Source organism: Streptomyces sp. NPDC058864 (assembly GCF_042742985.1).
Taxonomy (GTDB): Bacteria; Actinomycetota; Actinomycetes; order Streptomycetales; family Streptomycetaceae; genus Actinacidiphila.
Map to the genome: position 1 here is coordinate 222,411 of NZ_JBHYMQ010000002.1, position 23,641 is coordinate 246,051.

Below are 23,641 nucleotides of genomic sequence, written 5' to 3' on the forward strand. Positions count from 1 at the left end.
GCGGTGGGGGGGGGGGGGGGGGGGGGGGGGGGGGGGTGGGGGGGGGGGGGGGGGGGGTGGGGGGGTGGGGGGGGGCCGGGGGGGGGGGGGGGGGGGGCCCCCCCCGCCCCGCCCCGGGCCGGCCCCGGGGCGTGACCGCCCCTCAGGCCGTCCGCCGGCTCAGATGGCCGTCAGGGTGAGCGTCGCGGTGTAGGTGCCGGCCACGGTCGAGGTCGGCACGTTCAGCGCGAGGTCCGCACCCAGGTGCGCGGTACCGAGGCCGGTACCGGTGGCGAGGGAGCGGGAGGACTTCAGACCGTCCTGGCCGGCGTCGCCGGCGGTGACGCCCTGCGCCGCGGAGACCGCGGAGCCGGCGGTGACGGTCTGCGCCGGGGCGTGGTCGACCACGTTCGGCGTCCAGCCCAGGTTCTGGCCGTTGATGGCGTGCGTGCCGCCGTCGGAGAAGTCGGTCACCTGGCCGCTGACGCTCCAGCCGGGGTTGCCGGCGCGGGTGTCGGTCAGGGTGACGGTGTTGATGTCGCCCGCGGTGCTCAGCAGGTCGCCGTCGGCGTTCAGCACCGGCGACGGCAGCGTGACGTGCGGGTTGTCGACGCTGATGACCAGGGCGCCGGACTCGACGGTGGTGGTGATGTCCTGCGAGGCGGAGACGCCCGCGAAGTCACCGATCAGGTACGGGACCGCGCCGGAGTCGGAGCCGGTGTAGGCAGCGCTGTTCGCCGGGACGAAGGTCGCGGAGAAGCTGTGCTCGCCCTTCGCCAGGCTGCTGGTGGTGTAGGAGGCCTGGCCGCCCGAGACGGGGACGGTGGCCAGCGTGGTGGTGGTGCCGCCCACGGAGTCCTGGAACTTCACGGAACCGGCCGCTGCGGCGGGGGTGACCGTGGCGTTCATGGTGACCGGGCTGAACTGCGGCGTGGTGTCGGACGGCGAGATGGCCAGCGAGGTCGTCGTCGCCGTCGCCTGCGGGGCGTTCACCTTGTACGCCACCGCGGTGGAGGCGGACGGGTTGTAGGCGGCGCCGGTCGGGGTGAACTCGGCGGTCAGGTCGTGGTCGCCCGCGGCCAGGGCGTTGGTGGTGAGGACCGCGGTGCCGGCGGAGACGGCGACCGGGGAGCCGAGCGCGGTGCCGTTGTCCTTGAACTGCACCTTGCCCTCGGCGGCAGCCGGGGTCACGTTGGCGGTCAGCGTCACGGTCTCGCCCTGGGTGACCGGGCTGGCCGGGGAGACCGCGAGGGCGGTGGCGGTGTCGGTCTTCACGCTCGGGTCGGTGTTCTGGTACGTCTCGTTGGACGTGAACCAGATCGAACCGGTGAAGTCGCCGAAGTTCGAGGAGCCGAAGGCCAGCCGGCAGGTGACCTTGAAGGCGTACTCGCCCTTCAGCTCGTTGAAGCCGGCGTCCTTGGCGTAGTCGCGCATGGTCTGCGTCAGCGGGATGACCATCCCGCCGTCACCGGAGATCGGGTAGATGTCCTTCGACGCGTTGCCGACGACGGTCTGCCCCTCGGCCGGGAAGCCCGAACCGGTCACGGACACGATGACGTTGGTCGCCTCGTCCGGGCAGACGTCCGTCGTGGTGAGCGCGATGCCCGTGGTGTCGGTGCCGGTGGCCGGGTTGAAGCTCAGGCCGCCGATCTCGGCGGCGTGCGCGGCCGGGGCCGCTATCAGGCCCGCCGCGCAGGCGGCGACCAGGCTCGCGAGACCGCCCGCCAGGGCCCGCGGGAGCTTGTTCTTGAACACTGTCGTGCTCTCCCTCTTCGGAGGTTGCGAAAGTGACGGAAACAACAGGGCGTGGATCAGGGGGTCTGCTTGCTGGTGTCGCCGCAGTTGGCGTTGGCGGCGAAGCCGTAGGTGTTGATCACGTCGGTCTTCTGGCAGATCAGCGAGTTCGGGCCGACGAAGACCGTGCTCCACGGCGCGGTGCCGACCTTGCTGCTCGGGATCACGTTGTAGACGTCGCGCTTCACACCGAAGTTGCCGTTCAGCACGGTCGGCGCGATGCCGTCGATGGTGCCGAGGACCGCCTTGCCGCGCAGGTCGGCGATGGTCTGCGTGGCCTGCGAGCTGTACTGGGCGATGGAGAACGGCACGATCGACTTGTCGTCGAGGACGCGGCCGTCGTGCTCCTGCACGGGGTTGCCGCCCTTGGTGTCCTTGATGCAGGGGTAGATGCCGTTCTTCACGTCGGTGTCCGAGATGCCGACGGTGGACTCCCAGAAGTTGCGCGTGCCGGAGCCCGCCTGCGGGAGGTACGCGGTCATGGTGAAGTTCGGAGCGGTGCCCACGTAGTCCTTGTTGCAGGTGTAGATCTGCTTCAGGTCGTTCAGGGTGAGCTTGCGCGGGATCTGGCTGGAGCCGGTGATCGCGTAGGTCACGCCGTCCACGGCGAACGGGACGTAGGTGAGGTCGGGGTCCACGGCGCCCAGGCTGAGGCTGGACGAACGGGCGAAGTCGAGGCAGTTGTCGCCCGCCTGAAGGGAGGCGACCAGCGCGTTGCGGCCGGCACCCGAGCCGTTCGGGCGGTCCATGGTGCAGGTCGTGCCGCTCTTGGTGGTGATCTTCGCCGAACCGGTGGCGTCGTAGGAGCCGATGACCTTCTGGCCGCCGATCGTGATCGACTGGGCCATGCCGTTCATGACGTCCTGGGTGGTGTCGGAGCCCACACCGGACAGCTGGCGGAAGGCCGGGGCACCGGACGGGTCGGCGACGGCGACGCTGCCGCAGACGGTACCGGTGAGCAGGCCGGCGGCGCCGATGACGGCCACTGCGAACTTGCGCATGTTCACTTGCGTTTACCTCTCGGATAGGCTTGCGCCGGGTGGTGCCCGGCACGGTTGTTTCAGACAGTTCGTTGGCGCGGACCTGTCGTGGTCTCGGGTTCGGGCATCACCCCCTCTGCTCTCGGCCGGACGTGCCCTTGGCACGCCAGGTCCGGAGACCTGCCGCGAGCCGCGGCACCACCCTCGGCAGGAGGGGGCCGCAGACGGCCGCGACGAGCCCGGCGACCAGGGCGATCATGAGGACGTAGCGCACGGCGCCCAGCGCCCACTCGGGCGTGCGCGACAGCGGGCCTTCGGCGGCCACCGGAACCGGCGGCGCCGTGGAGGCCTGGGTGCCCGGCGAGTCCGACGGGGACGGCGTGGCGGACTCCGGCGTGCCGGCGGTCAGCCCGCCGCCACCGTCGCCCGAACCGCCGCCCGTCCCGGCCGACGTGTGCTCGCCGCCCTCCCCCTCCTCGGGCGCGGAGGGGCCCGACCGGGACACGATGGCCTCGGCGGCGGACTCGGCCTGCTTGCGCAGCGACGTCGGCAGCGGGGCGTAGCCCTCCGGGAGGGTGCCCGCGGTCACTCCGGGCGCCTGGCCCTTGCCGACCGCGTACCGCAGCAGCGCGGCGTAGTCCCGGCCCTCCTGCTTGCTGAGCCTCTCCGGGACGGTGGCGGCGTAGGTGAGGAGCGTGAGCGGGTAGGCGTCCTTGGCCGCGGCCTTGGGGTTGCTCACCAGGACCCCGCTCACCGGGCCCGGCTTCATGGCCTTCTGCGCGGAGAGCATGGTCGCTTCGGTGGGCGCCACGAAGGCGCCGGCGGCGTTCTGCAGCTTCGCCGTCACCAGTCCGTACCGCCGCGCGGTCGCGGTGTCGGTCACCGCGAGGATGGCCCGCCTGCCCGCCGGCTGCGGGGGATCCTTCTTGTAGGCGGGCGGCCGGCTCGTCGGGTCCCAGTTGCCGCGGGCCAGCGTGTCGCCGCGGGCGGCGGAGCGGGCCGCGTTCTTCATGTCGGTCGCGTAGGGGTGCTTGTCCAGGATGCACAGCGGCTGGTCCGGGTGGTCCGGGAACTGCTGGCAGTACGGGTCGCTCTTGGGGAAGCCGTCGACGGGCAGGTCCAGGTCCTTGTAGTTCGGGTTGACGGTCATCCCCGAGAAGCCCGGATCGCCGTGGCTGCCCTCGTTGTCGGGCGTGCCGTCGAGGAACTCCCGCGCGGCGGGGTCGCTGTCGATCCAGCTCCACAGCTGCGAGGCCGCGTCGGAGAGCGGCTGCGGCACCAGCGCGTCGCCGAGGGCGCCGAGGAAGTCCAGGTCCTCGTACGTGGGGTTGTACTTGATGAACTCCGGGTCGTGCCCCAGGTTGTACGGGTTCTTCCCGGTGCTCTCGGCGAAGCGTGAATTGCCGTCCTGGTACGACTCGGTGAGCAGTTTGGCGACCAGTCGCGGGGTGAGGTTGAGCGAGGTCAGCCGGTTGCCGTTGCGTGCGCGGACCTCCTCGGAGGCGGAGGACGCCGCGTGGCTCTCGATGAAGAAGCCGAGGGTCAGCCCGGACAGGGTCACCGGCGCGTAGACGGGCTTGGTGTCCGGGGGCAGGGTGGCCGGATCCGCCGCGTGGTTGAGGAACACCATGCCCGGCTCGTCCGTGGTCAGGTTCTCACGAGCGCCGACGTCGCCGGCCTGCGCGAAGCCGTAGATGGTCTTGTTGCCGGTCTGGCAGAGGGTGGGCTGCCAGCGGTGCACGGCCTCGGCGGCCATCTCGGTGCCGAGAGTGGGACGCTCGGCGGCCCCGATCGGGCAGTAGGTGCCGGCGCGCTCGAAGCGCAGCGGGAAGACCAGGCGCTCCTTCCAGTTGGTCGCCGACAGCGGGGAGGACTGGAGCAGCCCGTCCGACTGCGAACGGTACGAGGTCCCGTCGACCTCCGTCTCACCCCGGGGAACGACGACGAGCCAGCACGAACGCGCGCCCGTCCGCCCCTTCGGGACGTCGCCGCAGCCGAGACCGGGGGCCTCCGCCGCGGTCTGGACCTCGAAGTACACCTCCCCGGTGCCGTTGGAGCCGCTGCGCGCGTAGGGCACCTCGTTGGTGGTGTTCGAGTCGAAGAACTCGTTGGTGTTGCCCTTGTCGAACACGTCCCCGCTCACGGCGCGGAAGGGCGCGAACGAGATGTTGCTGCCCGGAGCGGGCGCCGGCAGTGTCTGCGCGGGGTCCTTGAGGCCTCCGTAGCTGAGCTGCCGGGTGTTGGTCCAGGCTCCGGCGGCCTGCCCGCCCGTGCCCGCGCCGAGGTCGGCCGAACCGCCGAACTGGCACTGCTCGGGGCGCGGCCCCGAGGGGTCGTCGCCCCAGCACTGCATGATCTGCAGGTAGTCGGCGGGGTACTTGCTGTCGTCGACGGTGGGGGCCGCGCCCTTCCAGGTGATCTTCACGACCTGGTTGACCAGGCTGCTGGTCTGGTCGACGGTCACCTTGAGGCCGGCGAAGTCCCCCTTGCCGGACACGGTCATCGCGGAGCCGGAATCGGCCTGCGAGACGGTGGCCGGCGCGGCCGCCGCGGCCATCACCAGGGCGCAGGCGACGAGTACGGCGCGGTGCGCCGTCCGGCGAAGGCGCGAGGGGATCACGACCGCCTCCGCTTGGTGTTCAGCAGCGACGTGAGCATCGGCGGCGCGACCGGCAGCGCGAGCAGCAGCACCGCGGCGAGCACCATCAGGGCACGGCGCGTGCCGCCGCCGATGCTGCCGGCGGTGGTGACCGGCATGGAGTACGCGCCGTCGTCGCCACCGGAGGTGCCCGTCGAGCCGCCGTCGGTGACCACCTGTCCCGTGTCGGGGTCGACCGAGGGCGAGGCGCCCGTACCGCCCGACGCCGTGCCGTCCGCGCTCCCGCCGGTCGCGCCCGTGGAGGAACCGGCCCCGCTGCCGGACGTGCCGCCGGACAAGGCGCCGGACGTACCGCTGCCGGAACCGCCCGAGCCCGAGCCGCCCGACGAACCGGAGCCGCCCCGCACGACGGTCGACGTCGTGTTGCCGCCGGTGCCCGTGGCGCACTGGCGGCTTCCCTGCTTGTCGCAGTCCGCAGGGTAGGGCGCCTTCTTGGCGAGGGTGTTGGTGCCGTCGGTGGAGAAGGTCGGGTTCTGGCACTTCTTGACGTCGATCGACTCGACGTCCACCCCGGGGATGCGGCGCACCTGGTCGAGACCGGCCTTCACCAGGTTGATCGGCAGTGGGGAGAACCCGAGTTTGCCGACGCTCTTCTGGCCTTCGCACAGGAAGTAGTACGCGAACGCGCCGAGGGTCCTGCCCTTCAGCTCACTGAAGTTGTTCTCGGCCTTGGTGGGAATGATCATGTAGCTGTAGCTGGACAGCGGATACGTCCGGCGGTCGGTGTCGTTGTAGACGCCGTCCAGCTTCTGGGTGAGCGTCTTGTCGTCGATCTGCGCCTTCAGCAGCGCCACCGCCACGTTCTTGTCGGTCGGCTCGACGTAGTAGCCCGCCTTGTTGAGCACCTTGACGACCGGGAAGTGCGTGGTGACCTTCGCGTAGGAGTACTCGACGTAGGTGATCGTGCCGACGTTGCGCTGCGCGGCGACGTAGCCGGAGACGCCGTTGGAGCCCGCCTGGGCGACGGTGGGCGATCCGGAGATCTTGGGGTAGATGGACGTCGTGCCGCACGGCGTCGCACGGCCGGCCTTGCGGCAGTAGTCGTCCCACAGCCCGCCGTACTGCCTGGCCATCCAGGTCGTGAACTGCGCGGTGGTGCCGGAGCCGTCCGAACGGACCACCGGGATGACCGGACGTGCGGGCAGCGACGCCGCGAGCGCCGGGTTGTCCTTCTTGATCGCCGGGTCGTTCCAGGTCTTGATGACACCGGTGAAGATCTTGGTGATGACCTCGCCGGACAGCCGCAGGTTGGTCACCTGCTTGTTGCCGATCTTGAGGTTGTACATGAACGAGGTGCCGCCGGCCACGATCGGCATGTACGCGTACTTGCGGCGCGGCGGGGTGTCGACGACACCCGAGTCCTTGATGCCGTAGGGGATCTCGGAGACGGCGAAGTCGACGGTGCCGTTGCGGAACTGGTTGCGGCCGTCGGAGGAGCCGGTCCCGTTGTAGGTGACCTTCATGTTGTACATCTGGACGTTGGCCGTCCACTGGTCCATGGCGTTCTGGCTCCATGTGGAACCGGCGCCCGCGATCGGGACGTACGTCGCCGCGGCCGCCTGCTCGGCGACCGGCAGCGAGGCGCCGAACAGCAGCGCCGCCAGCATCACGGCGAGAGCGGTCAGGACTCTGACGCGGGGACGTTCGGATGATGCCGGACGTGCTCCGGGCATGACGGGTGACTCCTGATCGGTGCGGTCGGTGCCCTGCGTGCGGGCGGGGTGGACGGTCACGGCTGGGTCCCGGTTGCCGCCGCCTGCGCGCACGGCTCCTGACGGCGGCTCAGGCGCTCCACGTCACGGCGGGAGGCCAGCACCCGCCGGTGCTGCTGGCCCCGGGACAGCTCGCCCGGGCCGCGGCCGCCGAGGACGCGGGCCAGCAGGAACAGCAGCAGCACGAGCGCCATCAGCAGCGCGGCGCATCCGAACCCGCGGGCGATCATGTTGGGCTGGGGAGAGGCCACCAACTGGAAGGTGGCCAGCGGCAGCGAGACCTGAGGACCGCTCAGCGGGTCGGCGTTGAGCGAGGGGTTGGCTCCGGCGGTGAGCAGCACCGGGGAGGTCTCACCGATGCCCCGGGCGGTGCCCAGGATGACCGCGGTCGTGAGCCCGGAGCGGGAGGTCGGCAGCACCACGGTCCAGATCGTGCGCCACTGCCCCGAACCGAGTGCGTAGGAGGCCTCGCGCAGGGAGCCCGGCACCAGCCGGATGACCACGTCGGCCGCGCGGATGATGATGGGCAGCATCATCACGCTCAGTGCGAGCCCGGCGGCGAGGCCGGACTTCTCGAAGTGGAGGATGAGGATCAGCGTGGCGTAGATGAACAGGCCGGCCACGATCGACGGCAGCGCCGTCATCGCCTCGACGACGGTCCGTACGAAGCGGGCGTAGGCGCCCGGAACCTCGTTGAGGAAGACCGCGCACATCAGGCCGAGCGGCACGGTGATCGCCAGCGCGATGCCGATCTGCTCCAGGGTGCCGACCATCGCGTGCAGCACACCGCCCTCGCTGAGCGGTGCCAGAGGTCCCGTGCCCCCCATGTTGCGGGTGAAGAAGTTGAGATGCGTCAGCGCGGGTCTGCCGCGGTACAGGGCGTACCCGACCACGAAGAGCAGGGCCAGCAGGAGCAGCGTCGCCAGGCTCTGCCAGATCACGGCGGCGACCCGGTCGCGCACCGCGACGCGGTTCTGGTCGAGGGAGACCAGCACCGCGTACAGGCCGATGAACAGGACGTAGGCGACGACCACGAAGCCCAGCGGCGAGTCGAACGGGGCGATCCAGCCGAACAGCACGAACGTCAGGGCCACGGAACCGGTCAGTGCGCCGGCCAGCGCCAGCCGGTCCTCCGCCGTCACGGGCGAGGTGTTGCGGCGCGCCTCCGGCCCCGCGTCGTCCTCGCGGATCGGCGTCGTCGTCCGCGTTGTCTTGAGGAGATCGGTCATTTCAGGCCTCCGCCCCCGCGCCCGAGCGGCTGCGCGCCACGATCGAGGAGGCGATGAAGTTGACGATGAGGGTCATGACGAAGAGGGCGAGGCCCGCGGCCATGAGGGCGGACATGCCGAGTTCGCTCGCGGATCCGTAGCGAAGGGCGATCAGCGACGACACGGAGATGGCGCCGTTCTGCAGGATGTGCGGCTGGATCTCGAACACCGGCGAGATGATCATGTAGACCGCGATGGTCTCGCCCAGTGCCCGGCCGAGGCCGAGCATCGTCCCGCCGATCACGCCGCCCAGCCCGAAGGGCAGGACGACGGAGCGGATCATCCCCCACTTGGTGGCGCCGAGGGCGAACGCGCCCTCGCGTTCGCCGGGCGGCGCCTGGGAGAACGCCTCACGCATGACCGAGCAGGCGATCGGGGTGACCATGAGCGCCACGACCATGGCGGCGATGAAGGTCGAGGACGTGTAGACGGTCATGCTCGCGAGCGGGTTGTCGGGCTCGGCCCCGTTCACCTTGAAGATCGGGATCCAGCCGAAGTACGTGGAGATCCAGCGGGAGAGCCCGACGACGTGCCCCTGCAGGAAGAACGCCCCCCACAGGCCGTAGACCACGCTCGGCACCGCCGCCATGAGGTCGACGAGGCTGACCAGGAACCGCTTCAGCCGCCGCGGGGCGTACTCGGAGATGTACAGCGCCGTGCCGAGCGCCAGCGGCAGGGCGAAGCAGATGGCGACCACGCCGATCAGCACCGTGCCGGTGAGCACCGCCGCGATGCCGAAGTGGTGGGAGTCGGGCTCCCAGGCAGTGGTGGTGAGGAACGAGAAGCCGGCGACGCTCAGCGCCTCCCAGGCGCGGTAGGTGAGGAAGAAGCCGACCAGCAGCATGATCGCGAGCACCATGGCACCGCTGCCGCGGGCGACGAGGCGGAACGCGCGGTCCGCCGGCTCGGGGGACGAGCGGATGTCGCGGGGCGCGTCGTCGACGGCGGGGCCGGGGCCGGGCTCCGTACTGGTGAGACCGGGAACGAGGGAGTTCATCGCGCCACCGCCCCGATCCGGGAACCGGCGGTTGCAGCGGGTGCGGCGGGTGCCGCTGTCACGGCGGACGCGACGGGTGCGGCGGACGCGGCCTGGACGGCGGGGTTCCACCGGGGGCGCCCACCACGGGGTTCCTCCGGTTCTTCTCGCGTAGACCGCGCGGGCGACGAGGCGCGCAGACCGCGCAGCCGCGGGCGGTTGGCCGTTCCCTCGGTCATCTCGGCGACCGGGACCGCCGCCAGGAAGAGACCGAGGTTCTGCTGGCACTCGCGCAGGCGGTGGTACGTCCGCCCGGACACGGCGACGTCCCTGCCGCCGAGTTCGACGCGCCACGTCCAGGTGCCGCCCGCTTGGGCCATGGACAGCTGCGCCCGGACCTGAGCGATGTGCTCGCGGAGCAGCAGCACGGCGGCCTGGCACTCCGCGAGGGAGGCGTAGGTACCCGCACTGCGGCCCAGTTCCCGGTTGTTGGCGCCGACCAGCCGCCAGCCGACCGCGGCGGCGGATGCCCCCGGACGGGCACCCCGGTCACCCCGGTCGCCCCGGTCGTCACGGCCCCGGCGGTACTGGCCGTCGGGTACGCCTCCTCCGCCGGGTCTCGCCGTTCGCGACGAGCCTTCCGGGGAAGGCCCGGGATCCTCCGGGTTCCGCGGTCGCGCGGGCGACGAGGTCTGTGGCAGGGACCTGCCATCACTGTGAGCCGACATGTACAGAACGCGTGGCCGGACCATGGCGGCCGACCTCCCTCCCCTTCGCGCCGTTGTGCCCCAGGCCGAAATGCGACCCCAGGCGGCACTGACAGTCGCGGCCCATGAGGGGGCTGCGCTCAAGGAAGAGTGAAGGCCGAACGGAGAGGAGATGAACGAGACGTGCAGGTCCACGCAAGGTAATCGGGATCAGGGCATCGGTGACACTCCGCACCCGAAACCGGGTCCGTGGTGGGTGCACGTACACGGACCTTCCGCCCACTGCGCCCCAATGCGACGGGACCGAACCGGCGAGATGGGCGGGATCGGTCCCGGACCACCGGCCGGCCCTGGCGTTTTTCCGCCATTTCGGAGGGGCTTGGACGATCTCGCGCCCTTGGCGGAACCTTCACGGAATCCGACCTCCGCCCACGCGACGGCGACCCCGGCGAGGCGAGGACGGATCCCGCGGCCCCGCACCGCGGGATCCGGAAGGCGAACCGGAGCCTCCGGCGCCGGAGGGGCGGCGGATCACGCCGCGTGCTCACCCCGGCGGCCGGCAGGGCAGGCGGGGGGTCAACCCGCCTTGCGCAGCACCTCGGTGACCTTGCACGAGATCTCGCCGGATTGCGGCTCGGACCCCTGGGCGCTGGTCTCGATCGAGTCCCCGGCGGCCAGGTCCGTCGCGTTGGCGACGGTCTGGGCGAGGTGCTCCCCGCCGGCGTCCACGAACTCGACGCGCACCTGGTAGTCGGAGGTCTGCGAACTGTGGTTGGTGATGGTCAACTCGACACTGGGCCACTTGCTGAAGGCGTTGAGGCCGCACGAGGTGATCTTCGCGTCCCCCAGGGCCGCCTTCTGGGCGCCGTTCTCCGCCGGGGACGCCGTGACGGTCGAGGAGTCACCCCCCGAACCGCCCTTGTCGTCCCCGGTCTTGAGGGCGAAGGCGATGCTGCCGCCGACGACGACAACGATGGCGACGATCCCGAAACCGATGATCTTCCCCGCGCCCGACTTCTTCGGCGGCCGGCTCCAGTCCGGTTCCTGAGGCGGTGGGTACTGACCCGGTGGCGACGTGTGCGACGGCTGAGACATGGTGAACCCCCTGAGGCTCGGTTGTGAAGACACCGTGACAGAGCTTCACCATGCGCGCAGAGACAAGAGCTGTCTGTAATGTGGCTGTGACCGATCCGGTATAGATCATTCCTGATAAGTCTGCGCCAGGGGTCCGATCGGGTTCGTAAGACCACGCCTCGCCCGTCAACGACTGGGCGGAGGGCGTCCGTACGACGGTACGGACGCCCCCTCCGGCCCGCGGACGGGCCCGGACGGCTCAGCCGGTCAGACCGCGGCGCGCCAGCAGCGGCTCGATGTGCGGCGCCCGGCCCCGGAAGCCCTCGAACGCGGCCATCGGGTCGACGCTGCCGCCCCGGGAGAGCAGTTCACGGCGGAAGGTGTCGCCGTTCTCACGCCGCATGCCGCCGTTCTCCTTGAACCACTCCACGGTGTCGGCGTCGAGCACCTCGCTCCAGATGTACGAGTAGTACCCGGCGCTGTAGCCGTGGGCGAAGATGTGCGCGAAGTAGGTGCTGCGGTAGCGCGGCGGGATCGCGGGCAGCGCGAGCCCGGCCTCCTTCAGCGCTGCGGCCTCGAACTCCTCCGCGTCGCCGGGGTCGTGACCGGCCGGGATGGTGTGCCAGGCCCAGTCCAGGACGGCCGCCGCAAGGTACTCCACCGTGCGGAAGCCCTGCCCGAAGCGCTCCGCGGCCTCCATCCGGGACACCAGCCCGGCGGGCATGGGCTCGCCGGTCTCGTGGTGGCGGGCGTAGTGGGCCAGCACCTCCGGCCAGGTCACCCACATCTCGTTGACCTGGGAGGGGTACTCGACGAAGTCGCGCGGGACGGCGGTGCCGGAGAAGAAGGGGTGGCGGACGTCGGAGAACAGGCCGTGCAGGGCGTGCCCGAACTCGTGGAAGAGGGTGTTGACCTCGTCGTAGGTGAGCAGCGCGGGCTCGCCGGCGGCGGGCTTGGCGACGTTGAGGTTGTTGACCACGACGGGCTTGCGGCCGTAGAGCGCGGACTGGTCGACCAGGCTGTTCATCCAGGCGCCGCCGCGCTTGGAGGCGCGGGCGAAGAAGTCGCCGAGGTAGAGGCCGAGGGGCGAGCCGTCGGCGTTGAAGACCTCGAAGACCCGGACGTCGGGGTGGTAGCCGGCGAGGTCGGTGCGCTCGGTGAAGCTCAGTCCGTAGACCTGGCCGGCGGCGTGGAAGACCCCGTCGCGCAGGACCCGGTCCAGCTCGAAGTAGGGGCGCATGGCGGCGGTGTCGATGTCGTACTCCGCCTTGCGGACCTTCTCCGACCAGTACGTCCAGTCCCAGGCGGAGAAGTCCTCCAGCCCGGAGGCAGCGGCCAGGGCGGCGGCCTCGCGCTCGGCGTTGGCGACCGCGGCCGGCACGAGCCGGGCGAGCAGGGTGGTCACCGCCTCGGGGGTGCCGGCGGTCTGGTCGGCGACGACGTACGCGGCGTGGTTCTCGTAGCCGAGCAGGGCGGCCCGCTCGGCCCGCAGCCGGGCGAGCCGTGCGGTGAGTTCGCGGTTGGAGGTCAGGCCGCGGCCGAGCGATGCGGCCAGCAGGCGCTCGCGCAGGGCGCGGTCGTCGAGCGAGGCCAGCTCGGACTGGTTGGAGAAGTTCTTCAGGCTGAGGACGTACTTGCCTTCGTGGCCGAGGGCGGTGGCGTTGGCGGCCGCCGAGGCGACGGCGTCGGAGGACAGGCCGGACAGCTCGTCGGCGCTGTCGAGAACCAGGGCGGCGGCCTTGGTGTCGGCGAACAGGTTCTGCTCGAAGGCCGTGGAGGCCTCCGCGATCTGCGCGTTGAGCTCCCGCAGCCGGTCGCGGCCCTCCTCGCTGAGCTCGGCGCCCGCCCGGACGAAGCGGGTGTGGTAGCGCTCCAGCAGCCGCAGCGCCTCCGCGTCCAGGCCGAGTTCCGCGCGGCTCCCGTGCAGCGCCTTGACGCGGGCGTAGAGGGCGGGGTTCAGGTGGATGGCGTCGGCGTGGGCGGCGAGGGCCGGGTTGATCCTGGCCTCGATCTCCTGGATGGCCGGCCCGGTGTCGGCGCTCGCGCGGTTGAAGAAGACCTTCGACACGCGGTCCAGCAGGTCCCCGGAGCGCTCCAGGGCGACGATCGTGTTCTCGAAGCCCGGTGGCTCGGGGTTCGCGGCGACGGCCTCGGTCTCGGCGAGCTGCTCGGCCATCCCCTGCTCGAAGGCGGGAAGGTAGTGCTCCTCGCGGATGTCCGCGAACGGCGGCAGCTCGTACGGGAGGGGGCTCGGGCTGAGGAAGGGATTCGTCGAGGTCACGCCACCGACCTTACGCCCGGTGCCTGCCACCCGGACGCGGCCTTCCCTAGGATGCCCGGATGGCAGCTACGCGTACGGACGGCCGCGTGGAGCGCGGCAACCAGACCCGCCGCCTGGTGCTGGACCGCACCATGGCGCTCGCCTCGGTCGAGGGTCTGGAAGGGCTGTCCCTGGGCCGGCTGGCGACCGAACTCGGACTCAGCAAGAGCGGGGTGTTCGCCCTGTTCGGGTCGAAGGAGGAGCTGCAGCTCGCCACGGTGCGGGCGGCCCGTGAGGTGTACATCCGGCAGGTGGTGGGACCCTCGCGGGAGCTGCCGGCGGGGCCGGCGCGGGTGTGGCGGCTGTGCGAGTCGTGGCTGGACCACTCACGGCGGCGGGTGTTCCCGGGCGGCTGCTTTCTCCTCGCGGTGTCGGCGGAGTTCGGCGCGCGCAGCGGGCCGGTGCGCGACGCGGTCGCCCAGGCCCGGCTGGAGTGGACCACCTACGTCGAGATCACCCTCGAGAAGGCCCGGCGGGCAGGGCAGCTGCGCGCGGACACCGACGTCCCGCTGCTGGCCTTCGAACTGATCGCGCTGATGGACCACGGCAACCTGCGGTCCGTGCTCTTCGACGACGCCGGGGCATACGCCCGGGCGGGCACCGCCATCCTCGACCGCCTCCGGGCGGCGGCCGACGGGGCGGCGGCCGCAGCGGAAGTCCCCCTGCTGCCGGTCCGTTTCGCGGACTGAGGAGCGGCCGGCGTTCCGCAGACAGACGGCTTCTCCGACAATCGGGGAGGCCGGTCATGCCTCCGCCACGTTTGTCACCGTTACGCGGGCTTCGCGTCACAGATGATCAACAGCCCCATCCGCCCCTGATCGCATGTCGTTGTCCCGGCGAGGCCGGCCACCCCCCGAGGCCGGCGCATGGGAGGTGCGTGGGAGATGACGGACCGGACCCTCTGGTCGTACGCCGAGATCGCCGCTCACATCCGGGTGCAGGTCGACACCGTGCGCTCGTACCGCAAGCACGGGCACTTGCCGCCCCCCGACGTCGTGGAGGGCGGCAAGCCGTTCTGGTACGCGGACACTGTCCGTCTGTGGAGTTCCCGGCGCCCGGGGAACCGCGGGCGCCGGGAGTTCGACTGACGTCGGCCCCGCCGCCACTCAGCCCGAGCGGGCCGGCTCCGGATCCAGGTCCGGCTCCGGGCTCGGCTCCGGATGCGGGTCGGGGTTCGGGTCGGGTACGGGCTCCTCCCCCACGGGGGCCCTGCCGGGGTCCCCGCCCTCGCTGAGCCCGAACCGGTCGTGCAGCGCCTTCAGCGGTCGCGGCGCCCACCACGTGGCCCGCCCGGTCAGCCGCATCACGGCGGGCACGAGCAGGGTGCGCACCACCATCGCGTCCATGAGGACGGCGAGCGCGATCCCCAGGCCCAGCATCTTGGTGTTGGCGATCCGGGAGGTGCCGATGGCCACCATCACCACCGCGAGGATCACCGCGGCCGCCGTGATGAGGCCGCCGGTGCGGCGCACCCCGAAGACGACCGCCGCACGGTGGTCGCCGGTGCGGTCGTGCTCCTCCTTGATGCGTGACAGGAGGAAGACGCCGTAGTCCATCGAGAGACCGAAGGCGACGCAGAACATCAGCACCGGCAGCGTCGTCTCGATGCTCCCCGTCGCGGTGAAGTCGAGCAGACCGGACAGGTGGCCGTCCTGGAACACCCACACCACCGCACCGAACATGGCGGTCAGGCTCAGCGCGTTGAGCAGCACGGCCTGCAGCGGGATGACCGCGCTGCCGGTGAGGAGGAAGACCAGCAGCAAGGTCACCGCGACGATCAGGGCGGCCGCCCAGGGGAGGCGGTCGGCTATGACCTCCTTGGTGTCTACCAGTTGGGCCGCGGTGCCGGTGACCGAGGCCTGGAACGGGGCCTCGACCGCCCTGATCCCGCCGACCAGGTCCTGGCTCGCCTCGTCCACGGACTCCGCCTCGGGCATCACGGTCAGGTACGCCGCGCCGTCGCTGACCCTGGCCGCCTCGGCCGGGCCGGGCGCCGCGGTCCGCCTGCCCTGTGCGTACTGGCCGGCCGGGCCGTCGACGACGACCACTCCGGGCAGCGCGGACAGTCTGCTGCTGTAATCGCCGAGTTGCGCCGTGGTGGGGCGGCCCTCGGCGAGCACGCTGATCTCACCACCCGGGTTGCCGGGGAAGCCGTCGCGTATGTGCTGCTGTACGACGTGCGCCTCGGCCGTCGCCGGCAGTTGGCGGTCGTCGGCGGTGCCGAACTGCACCTGGAGGAAGGGCAGCCCGAGCAGGACCAGCCCGGCGACCGTACCGATCGCGAACAGCGGGGCGCGGCGCATCACCAGCCGCGCGAGCCGTGCGTAGCCCGCGCCCGGCTCCCGCCCGGCCGCACCCTTCCGCCGGCGCGGCAGGACGCCGCGCAGGTCCAAAGAGTTGACCCGGTGGCCGAGCAGCACCAGCGCGGCCGGCAGGATCACCAGCGCCGCGGCGGCCGCGAGCAGCACCACGGCGATGCCCGCGTAGGCGAACGAGCGCAGGAAGTACTGCGGGAAGAGGAACATCGCGGAGAGCGCGGCGGCCACGGTGAGGGCCGAGAAGAGCACCGTGCGACCTGCCGTGCGCAGCGTGGCGCCCACGGCGGTCAGCGGATCGGCACCGGTGTCCAGTTCCTCCCGGAAGCGCCGGACGACGAACAGGGCGTAGTCGATGGCGAGTCCGAGGCCGAGTGCCGTGGTGAGGTTCTGGGCGAAGATCGAGACGTCCGTGAACGCCGTAAGACCCCGCAGCACGGCGTTGGTCCCCAGGATCGCCACGATGCCGACGCCCAGGGGCAGTACGGCCGCGACGGCGCTGCCGAACACCATGACCAGCAGCAGGAGGGTGACCGGCAGGGCGATGAGTTCCGCACGGGCCAGGTCCTCCTGGATCGTGGTCTGCAGTTCGTGCCGGAAGGCGGCCATGCCCCCGACCTCGACCTCCACCGCGCCGTGCCTGCCCCGGTACTCGGGGGCGATGCGCTCGACCGCCGCGGCGACGGCGTCGTCGTCCCCCCCGATCCGCGCGGCGATCACGGCCTCACGGCCGTCCTCGGCGCGCAGCGCGGGCGCCCGGGTCGTCCAGTACGAGGTGACGCCGGTGACGTCCTTGTCCGCCGCGAGCCGGCGACCGAGCTCCCGTCCCTCGGCCGCCACCTCCGCGGAGTCGACACCGGCGCCGCGTCCGTCGACGAGGAGGATCAGATTGGGCTGCGCATCCGGGAAGTACCGGTCCAGCGCCTCGGCCGCGTAGGCCGACTCCGAGCCGGGGGCTTCCCAGCCGCCGCTGCGCAGCCGGTCGCCCACGCCGCTGCCCGCGACCACGGCCAGGGCGGTGAACAGCAGCGCCAGCATCAGGGTGAGGCGTGGACGGGCGGTCATCGCCCGGGTCCAGCCCCGTGGCGGACGCTCACGGTTGACATCGGACATGGCAGAGGTGTCCCCTCCCCTGAGGAACCGCCGTAAAATGGCGAACACGAGCAGTCACTCGCGTTTCTTCAGAATGCGAGCGGTCACTCGCGTTTGTCAAAAGTGATTGGGGATTACACGTGCCTGAGGAGCAGAAGCCTCGACGCCGGCAGGCCCGCGGCGAACGGCGCGTGGCGCAGCTGCTGGAGGCGGCGGCCGGAGTGTTCTGCAAGGTCGGCTACACCGCTGCCACCACGAACGCGATCGCCCGCGAGGCGGGCGTGTCCCCCGGCACGCTCTACCAGTTCTTCCCGAACAAGGAGGCCATCGCCATCGAGCTGGGCGGCATCCTCAACCAGCGGATGCACGAGGGGCACGGGGAGCTGTTCACCCCCGAGAACGCCTCGCTGCCGCTGCGCGAGATGCTCGAGGTGATCGTCGACCCGATGATCGAGTTCAACTGCCAGAACCCCGCCTTCCTCGCCCTGGTCCACGACAGCGACATCCCCGGCACGGTCGTCATGGAGCACGACGCTCTGCACAGCTCCCTGCTGGAGCGCGTGGAGAACCTGCTCGGACTGCGCGCCCCCGCACTGTCGGCCGCCGAACGGGCGCGGGTGGCCGCGATGGCCTTCGGCCTGTTCAAGGCCGGCCTGGCCCTGGTCCTGGCGCACGAGGGCGCCGAGCGGGAGGCGTACGTCGGCGAGGTCAAGGCGGCTCTCTACGGCTACCTCGCCCCGCACGTCGGCACCGGGGCCGTCGACCTCACGGAAGCCGGCAAGGCCTCAGCCGCCGTCTCCTGAGACCGCGCCCGGCGCGACCCCGCTCCCCGGCGGCCCGCCTCAGCGCCGCACCGCCCGGCCCGCCGTCTCCCCCCGCCCGGTCGCCGCCTGCCCGCCGTCCCCCTCCGGTCCGTCCGTCGTCCCCGTCGGCGCGGCGCCGCCGGAGGCCACCACCCGTCCGGGCGGCGCCGTGACCGCGCGGGCCGAGCGGCGCCGGGAGAGCATCTGCGCCACGCTGCCGATTCCGGCCACGGCCAGCGAGACGCCGAGGCCCAGCGCGACGGCGTACAGCGAGTTGGACATGGCGAGGCCCCCGAAGTAGCCCAGGCCCACCGAGTACGTGGCCCAGACCGCCTCGGCCACACCCGCACCGAGCAGGTAGCGGCGGGCCGGATAGCGCACGATGCCCGCCGAGAGACCGCCCACGACCCGCCCGCTGGGCAGGAAGCGGACGGCGACGACGAAGGGCACGCCATGGCGCTCTATCCGGGCGCTGGCCCATTCCAGCAGCGCACGTCGGCGCGGCCGCCGGTAGAGCCTGGTCAGCACCCGGCCGCTGACGGCCCGGCCCGTGCGGTGGATCAGCAGGTCCCCCGCGAGGGCGCTGCCGGCGACGACCAGCAGGACGAGCGCGATGGACAGCCGCCCTTGGGCGGCGAGCACGCCCCCGGTGACCAGCAGTGCCGCGTTGGGCACCAGGGGAGGCGCGGTGGTGGCAGCGAGCACCGCGTACGCCCAGAAGACGTGGCCGTCCCGCAGGTACCCCTCGAGGCCCGCGGTGAAGTCGAGGGCCGACACGATCCGTGCAACGTCCATGCGGCCGCCCCTCTTCCCGCCCCGGCCCGTCCCCCTGCCCGTCCCAGGCCCTCCACGCTGGCAGGGCCGCGACGGAGGGGGCAAGGCGATTTCACCGGGATCGGGGCATTCCCAGGGTTTTCCCGGGGGCACCTCATCCTCAGGTACGGGGCCGGTGGGTCCGGCTGTGGCGCGGGGAGTACGCCCGGGGTACTCCCCCTCGGCCCGGGCGTCCGGCGGCTCAGCGGCCGAGCAGCTCGCCGCCGTTGCACTGCAGGATCTCCCCGGTGATGAAACCGGCCTCGGGGGAGGCGAGGAAGACCACCGCGGAGGCGACGTCCTCGGGCCGCCCGACCCGGCCGACCAGGGTCCGGCCGGCCCTGCGGGTCTGCTCGGCGGCGTCGAGCCGGGCGCCGAAGAACTCGGTGCCCGCCACGGTGCCCGGGGCGACGATGTTGCAGGTCACCCCGCGCGGACCGAGCTGGGCCGCCAGGGAGTGGTTCCAGGCGTGCAGGGCGGCCTTGGAGGCCCCGTAGGAGCCCCCGCCGCGCAACGCGGCCACCGAGGTGACGGTGATGACCCGGCCGCCCTCGGGAAGCCGGTCACGTACGGATTCGGTCACCAGGACGGCGGTCAGAACGTTGCGCTCGAAGTCGCCGCGCCAGCGGGCCAGCACCCCGTGCGGGCCGGCCCCGATCGCGAGTTCACGGCTGCCCGCGTTGTTGACCAGCACGTCGATGCGCCGGGGCAGCCGCGCGAGGGTCGCCTCCACGTCGTCGGGGTCGGCGAGGTCGCAGGCGACCGGGGTGACGTCGTAGCCATGCCGGGAACGCAGCTCGTCGGCGGTGGCGCGCAGCACGTCGCGGCGCCGGCCGACGATGGTCACATGGTCGCCGGCCTCGGCGAAGAGGGTGGCCACCGACCGGCCGATGCCCGTTCCCCCGCCGGTCACCACGACGTGCCGACCCACACTTGCGTTCTGCGACATCACGCTCCGCCCCTCGAGGAGGGACAGCACGTTACGGGACCCCGGCCGCGCGACCGACACGGGGGTCCGTCATGATGCGGATGACGTAGGAGATGCGTAGCCATGACCGAGATCACACTGGCTGGAACGTAACCTTTTGGTTTACGAGGGGGTCTAACCCGGCGAAGACACCGGGCTCCCGGCGGACTCGGTGAGATGATGAGCGGGTTGTCTTTGGGGGACAGCCCGGTCGCCATGCCGGGGCGAACTGCCCGGAGAGCTTTGAGCGGCCCTCCCGGGTGGCTGGTCCCGGCTGGGCGAGCGCACCCAAAGAACGCCCGGTACGGACCCGTGGGGGGATCCGCTCCGGGAAACGGGAGCGCCCCGTGCCGAACCCGTGGGGGGATTCGGCGCGGGGCGTTTCTCTTTGCGGAGGGGCGCTCGCGTCAGCGGGCCTCGACCGGGACGTAGTCCCGCTCGACGACGCCCGTGTAGACCTGGCGCGGACGGCCGATCCGGGAACCCGGCTCGGTGATCATCTCGTGCCACTGGGCGATCCAGCCGGGGAGCCGGCCGAGCGCGAAGAGCACCGTGAACATCGTGGTCGGGAAGCCCATGGCCCGGTAGATCAGGCCGGTGTAGAAGTCGACGTTCGGGTACAGGTTGCGCGAGACGAAGTAGTCGTCGCTGAGGGCGTGCTCCTCGAGCTTCAGCGCGATGTCCAGCAGCTCGTCGGACTTGCCGAGCGCGGAGAGCACGTCGTGGGCGGCGGCCTTGATGATCTTCGCCCGGGGGTCGAAGCTCTTGTAGACGCGGTGGCCGAAGCCCATCAGGCGGACGCCGTCCTCCTTGTTCTTCACCTTGCGGATGAAGGCGTCCACGTCGCCGCCGTCGGCCTGGATGGCCTCCAGCATCTCCAGCACGCTCTGGTTGGCGCCGCCGTGCAGCGGGCCCCACAGGGCGTTGATGCCGGCGGAGATCGACGCGAAGAGGTTGGCCTGCGAGGAGCCGACCAGGCGGACGGTGGAGGTGGAGCAGTTCTGCTCGTGGTCCGCGTGGAGGATGAGGAGCTTGTCCAGGGCGTCGACGACGACCGGGTTGAGCTCGTACTCCTCGGCGGGCACGGCGAAGGTCATGCGCAGGAAGTTCTCGACGTAGCCGAGGTCGTTGCGCGGGTAGACGAAGGGGTGGCCGACCGACTTCTTGTAGGCGTACGCCGCGATCGTCGGCAGCTTGGCGATGAGCCGGATCGTCGACAGGTAGCGCTGCTTCTCGTCGAACGGGTTGTGGCTGTCCTGGTAGAAGGTCGACAGCGCGCTGACCACGGAGGACAGCATCGCCATCGGGTGGGCGTCCCGCGGGAAGCCCTGGAAGAACCGTTTGACGTCCTCGTGGAGGAGCGTGTGCTGCGTGATGTCGCCGCGGAAGGCGGCGAGCTCGTCGACGGTGGGGAGCTCACCGTTGATCAGAAGGTATGCGGTCTCCAGGAAGGTGCCGCGCTCGGCGATCTGCTCGATGGGGTAACCGCGGTAGCGGAGGATTCCCTGCTCGCCGTCGAGGTAGGTGATCGCGGACTTGTAGGCCGCGGTGTTGCCGTAGCCGCTGTCCAGGGTGACCAGGCCGGTGTCGGCGCGCAGCTTGCCGATGTCGAAGCCGTTGTCCCCAACGGTGCCCTCGATCAACGGGTAGCTGTACTCGCTGTCCCCGTACCGCAGTACTACAGAGTTGTCGCTCACGTCATTCCCTCACCGACGTCGTGCCTCTTCTTCGAGGTTTGTAGGTGCCCTGACTACCCCTACTGTCCCCCATTTGGCGTGACCACGTGCACTCGGGGTCGGCAGAGGAGCCAAATGATGGCACCCAGTGCCTATTTTGCCGCGCGCGCCAGCCGGTGGTCGAGGGCCGTGAAGCGCCTGCCTGCGGAGACGGTACGGACCGCCTGGCCGATCGCTCTGCGCGAACCCACGAGCACGACCAATCGCTTTGCCCGGGTAACGGCGGTATAGAGCAGGTTCCGCTGGAGCATCATCCACGCCCCCGTGGTGACAGGGATCACCACGGCGGGATATTCGCTGCCCTGGGACCGGTGGATCGTCACCGCGTAGGCGTGCGCCAGCTCGTCCAGCTCGTCGAAGTCGTAAGGAATCTCCTCGTCCTCGTCGGTCAGTACGGTGAGCCGCTGCTCCACGGTGTCCAGGGAGGTGACGACCCCCACGGTTCCATTGAAGACGCCGTTGGCGCCTTTTTCATAGTTGTTCCTGATCTGTGTCACCTTGTCGCCGACCCGGAAGGTCCGGCCGCCGAAGCGCCGCTCCGGCAGGTCGGGGCGGGCCGGGGTGACCGCCTGCTGCAGCAGCCCGTTCAGCACGCCGGCGCCCGCGGGGCCGCGGTGCATGGGGGCGAGCACCTGCACGTCACGGCGGGGGTCGAGGCCGAACCGGCGCGGGATGCGGCGGGCCGCCACGTCCACCGTGAGCCGGGCCGTCTCCTCGCCGTCCTCCTCCACGAAGAGGAAGAAGTCGTCCAGCCCCTGGGTGACCGGGTGCGCTCCGGAGTTGATCCGGTGCGCGTTGGTCACCACCCCGGACTCCTGGGCCTGCCGAAAGATCCGGGTCAGCCGGACCGACGGGACCGGGCCGCCCTCGGCCAGCAGATCGCGCAGCACCTCGCCGGCGCCGACGCTGGGCAGCTGGTCCACGTCGCCGACGAAGAGCAGGTGGGCCCCCGGCGGCACGGCCTTGACCAGCTTGTTCGCCAGCAGCAGGTCGAGCATCGAGGCCTCGTCGACGACGACCAGATCGGCGTCGAGGGGGCGGTCCCGGTCGTACGCGGCGTCACCGCCCGGCTTGAGCTCCAGCAGCCGGTGGACCGTCGAGGCCTCGGCCCCGGTCAGCTCCGCCAGCCGCTTGGCCGCCCGCCCCGTGGGCGCGGCCAGCACGACCTTGGCCTTCTTCGCCTGCGCCAGAGCCACCACGGACTTGACCGTGAAGGACTTCCCGCAGCCCGGGCCGCCGGTCAGCACGGCGACCTTCTCGGTGAGCGCCAGCCGCACCGCCTGCTGCTGCTCGGGGGCGAGGTCGGCGCCCGTCCGTCCGGCGAGCCAGGTCAGCGCCTTGTCCCAGTCCACGTCGTGGAAGGCGGGCATGCGGTCCTCCGTGCCACGCAGCAGCCGCAGCAGCGAACCGGCCAGGGAGATCTCCGCCCGGTGGAAGGGCACCAGGTACACCGCGCGCACCGGGTCGCCGCCGCCGTCGGGGGCGGGCACCGGCTCGACGACCACGCCCTCCTCGCCGGCCAGCTCCGCGAGGCAGTCGATGACCAGGCCGGCGTCCACCTGGAGCAGTTTCACGGCGTCCGACAGCAACTGCTCCTCGGGCAGGAAGCAGTTGCCGCTGTCGGTCGCCTGGGACAGGGCGTACTGGAGGCCGGCCTTGACGCGATCGGGGCTGTCGTGCGGGATGCCGACGGCCTGCGCGATCCGGTCCGCGGTGAGGAAGCCGATGCCCCAGACGTCGGCCGCCAGCCGGTAGGGCTGGTTCTTCACCACGGAGATCGACGAGTCGCCGTACTCCTTGTAGATCCGCACCGCGATCGAGGTGGACACGCCGACGCCCTGGAGGAAGACCATGACCTCCTTGATGGCCTTCTGCTCCTCCCAGGCGGCGCCGATCAGCTTGGTGCGCTTGGGACCCAGCCCCGGGACCTCCACCAGCCGGGCCGGCTCCCGCTCGATGACCTCCAGGGTGCCGGTGCCGAAGTGCTCGACGATCCGCTCGGCGATGCGCGGGCCGATGCCCTTGATCAGCCCGGAGCCGAGGTAGCGCCGTATGCCCTGGATCGTGGCCGGCAGGACGGTGGTGTAGTTCTCCACGGTGAACTGCTTGCCGTACTGCGGGTGGGAGCCCCAACGGCCCTCCATCCGCAGCGACTCCCCCGGCTGGGCGCCCAGCAGCGAGCCGACCACGGTCAGCAGGTCGCCGCCGCCCCGGCCGGTGTCGACCCGGGCGACCGTGTACCCGTTCTCCTCGTTCGCGTACGTGATCCGCTCGAGGACGCCCTCGACGACGGCCAGTCTCAACTCCCCCACGGCGCGGGCACCTCCCCGGATCTGCGATGTGATCCGACGGTACCGCCCGCCCCCGACAGGCCGCCTGGGCCTGTGGACAACTCCGCCCGGCGGGCCCCCGGAATGTAACGATCCGGTTTCGTGCTCTTGCCTCG

17 protein-coding genes are annotated in these 23,641 nt (G+C 71.3%); 3 read left to right on the forward strand and 14 right to left on the reverse strand.

The window, feature by feature from the left end:
- Window positions 1-159: 159 nt before the first annotated feature.
- From ACFW3D_RS02620 to ACFW3D_RS02660, 9 genes are all read right to left on the reverse strand, one after another.
- A complete protein-coding gene (locus tag ACFW3D_RS02620; RefSeq protein WP_500500492.1) occupies window positions 160-1,734 on the reverse strand; it encodes an Ig-like domain-containing protein in 1,575 nt (524 codons plus the stop codon).
- 56 nt (window positions 1,735-1,790) lie between these two features.
- Window positions 1,791-2,774, reverse strand: coding sequence for a hypothetical protein (locus tag ACFW3D_RS02625; protein ID WP_500500494.1), 984 nt, complete (start codon window positions 2,772-2,774; stop codon window positions 1,791-1,793).
- 106 nt (window positions 2,775-2,880) lie between these two features.
- Window positions 2,881-5,373 carry a hypothetical protein gene (locus tag ACFW3D_RS02630; protein ID WP_500500496.1) on the reverse strand — a complete coding sequence of 831 codons (2,493 nt, stop codon included), beginning with the start codon at window positions 5,371-5,373 and terminating at the stop codon, window positions 2,881-2,883.
- On the reverse strand, window positions 5,370-7,085 hold the full coding sequence (locus tag ACFW3D_RS02635) for a phosphate ABC transporter substrate-binding protein PstS (protein WP_500500498.1): 1,716 nt from the start codon (window positions 7,083-7,085) through the stop codon (window positions 5,370-5,372). The genes ACFW3D_RS02630 and ACFW3D_RS02635 overlap by 4 nt, the downstream gene beginning before the upstream one ends.
- 56 nt (window positions 7,086-7,141) lie before the next feature.
- Window positions 7,142-8,353, reverse strand: a complete 1,212-nt coding sequence (gene pstA, locus ACFW3D_RS02640) for a phosphate ABC transporter permease PstA (protein ID WP_500500500.1) — start codon at window positions 8,351-8,353, stop codon at window positions 7,142-7,144.
- 1 nt (window position 8,354) lies between these two features.
- Window positions 8,355-9,389 carry a phosphate ABC transporter permease subunit PstC gene (gene pstC, locus ACFW3D_RS02645; protein ID WP_500500502.1) on the reverse strand — a complete coding sequence of 345 codons (1,035 nt, stop codon included), beginning with the start codon at window positions 9,387-9,389 and terminating at the stop codon, window positions 8,355-8,357.
- Entirely contained in the window at window positions 9,386-9,796 is a 411-nt protein-coding gene (locus ACFW3D_RS02650; RefSeq protein ID WP_500500504.1) for a hypothetical protein, read from the reverse strand. Before ACFW3D_RS02650 ends, pstC begins: the two co-directional genes overlap by 4 nt.
- Window positions 9,797-10,651: 855 nt before the next feature.
- On the reverse strand, window positions 10,652-11,170 hold the full coding sequence (locus ACFW3D_RS02655) for an FxLYD domain-containing protein (RefSeq protein ID WP_500500507.1): 519 nt from the start codon (window positions 11,168-11,170) through the stop codon (window positions 10,652-10,654).
- A 238-nt stretch (window positions 11,171-11,408) separates the two neighbouring features.
- Window positions 11,409-13,430, reverse strand: a complete 2,022-nt coding sequence (locus ACFW3D_RS02660) for a M3 family metallopeptidase (protein ID WP_500500509.1) — start codon at window positions 13,428-13,430, stop codon at window positions 11,409-11,411.
- Between the two features lie 59 nt (window positions 13,431-13,489).
- Between ACFW3D_RS02660 and ACFW3D_RS02665 the strand changes: the two genes are divergently transcribed.
- Window positions 13,490-14,158, forward strand: a complete 669-nt coding sequence (locus ACFW3D_RS02665) for a TetR/AcrR family transcriptional regulator (RefSeq protein WP_500500511.1) — start codon at window positions 13,490-13,492, stop codon at window positions 14,156-14,158.
- A gap of 195 nt (window positions 14,159-14,353) precedes the next feature.
- Window positions 14,354-14,557 (forward strand): MarR family transcriptional regulator, encoded by a 204-nt coding sequence (locus tag ACFW3D_RS02670; protein ID WP_500500512.1) that lies wholly within the window; start codon window positions 14,354-14,356, stop codon window positions 14,555-14,557.
- Between the two features lie 18 nt (window positions 14,558-14,575).
- On the opposite strand, the gene ACFW3D_RS02675 is transcribed toward ACFW3D_RS02670, so the two are convergent.
- Window positions 14,576-16,897, reverse strand: coding sequence for an MMPL family transporter (locus tag ACFW3D_RS02675; RefSeq protein WP_500500513.1), 2,322 nt, complete (start codon window positions 16,895-16,897; stop codon window positions 14,576-14,578).
- Window positions 16,898-17,016: 119 nt separating this feature from the next.
- On the opposite strand from ACFW3D_RS02675, the gene ACFW3D_RS02680 reads away from it, so the two are divergent.
- Window positions 17,017-17,679, forward strand: a complete 663-nt coding sequence (locus tag ACFW3D_RS02680; protein ID WP_500500514.1) for a TetR/AcrR family transcriptional regulator — start codon at window positions 17,017-17,019, stop codon at window positions 17,677-17,679.
- Window positions 17,680-17,718: 39 nt separating this feature from the next.
- On the opposite strand, the gene ACFW3D_RS02685 is transcribed toward ACFW3D_RS02680, so the two are convergent.
- The 4 genes from ACFW3D_RS02685 to recD2 all read right to left on the reverse strand — a co-directional run bounded on the left by ACFW3D_RS02685 (window position 17,719) and on the right by recD2 (window position 23,507).
- Window positions 17,719-18,474: a DedA family protein gene (locus ACFW3D_RS02685; protein ID WP_500500515.1), complete on the reverse strand. Its 756-nt coding sequence runs from the start codon at window positions 18,472-18,474 to the stop codon at window positions 17,719-17,721.
- A 220-nt stretch (window positions 18,475-18,694) separates the two neighbouring features.
- On the reverse strand, window positions 18,695-19,441 hold the full coding sequence (locus ACFW3D_RS02690) for an SDR family NAD(P)-dependent oxidoreductase (RefSeq protein WP_500500517.1): 747 nt from the start codon (window positions 19,439-19,441) through the stop codon (window positions 18,695-18,697).
- Window positions 19,442-19,866: 425 nt separating this feature from the next.
- Window positions 19,867-21,156 (reverse strand): citrate synthase, encoded by a 1,290-nt coding sequence (locus tag ACFW3D_RS02695; RefSeq protein ID WP_500500519.1) that lies wholly within the window; start codon window positions 21,154-21,156, stop codon window positions 19,867-19,869.
- Window positions 21,157-21,287: 131 nt separating this feature from the next.
- Complete coding sequence (gene recD2, locus ACFW3D_RS02700) at window positions 21,288-23,507, reverse strand: SF1B family DNA helicase RecD2 (protein ID WP_500500521.1); 2,220 nt, start codon at window positions 23,505-23,507, stop codon at window positions 21,288-21,290.
- Between the last annotated feature and the right edge of the window lie 134 nt (window positions 23,508-23,641).

Excerpts from the sequence above, each read along its gene's own strand:
- ACFW3D_RS02670 (WP_500500512.1), top strand. The coding sequence starts at position 14,354 with ATGACGGACCGGACCCTCTGGTCGTACGCCGAGATCGCCGCTCACATC.
- ACFW3D_RS02675 (WP_500500513.1), bottom strand. The coding sequence starts at position 16,897 with ATGTCCGATGTCAACCGTGAGCGTCCGCCACGGGGCTGGACCCGGGCG.
- ACFW3D_RS02625 (WP_500500494.1), bottom strand. The coding sequence starts at position 2,774 with ATGCGCAAGTTCGCAGTGGCCGTCATCGGCGCCGCCGGCCTGCTCACC.
- ACFW3D_RS02655 (WP_500500507.1), bottom strand. The coding sequence starts at position 11,170 with ATGTCTCAGCCGTCGCACACGTCGCCACCGGGTCAGTACCCACCGCCT.
- ACFW3D_RS02690 (WP_500500517.1), bottom strand. The coding sequence starts at position 19,441 with ATGTCGCAGAACGCAAGTGTGGGTCGGCACGTCGTGGTGACCGGCGGG.
- pstC (WP_500500502.1), bottom strand. The coding sequence starts at position 9,389 with ATGAACTCCCTCGTTCCCGGTCTCACCAGTACGGAGCCCGGCCCCGGC.
- ACFW3D_RS02685 (WP_500500515.1), bottom strand. The coding sequence starts at position 18,474 with ATGGACGTTGCACGGATCGTGTCGGCCCTCGACTTCACCGCGGGCCTC.
- ACFW3D_RS02635 (WP_500500498.1), bottom strand. The coding sequence starts at position 7,085 with ATGCCCGGAGCACGTCCGGCATCATCCGAACGTCCCCGCGTCAGAGTC.
- pstA (WP_500500500.1), bottom strand. The coding sequence starts at position 8,353 with ATGACCGATCTCCTCAAGACAACGCGGACGACGACGCCGATCCGCGAG.
- ACFW3D_RS02665 (WP_500500511.1), top strand. The coding sequence starts at position 13,490 with ATGGCAGCTACGCGTACGGACGGCCGCGTGGAGCGCGGCAACCAGACC.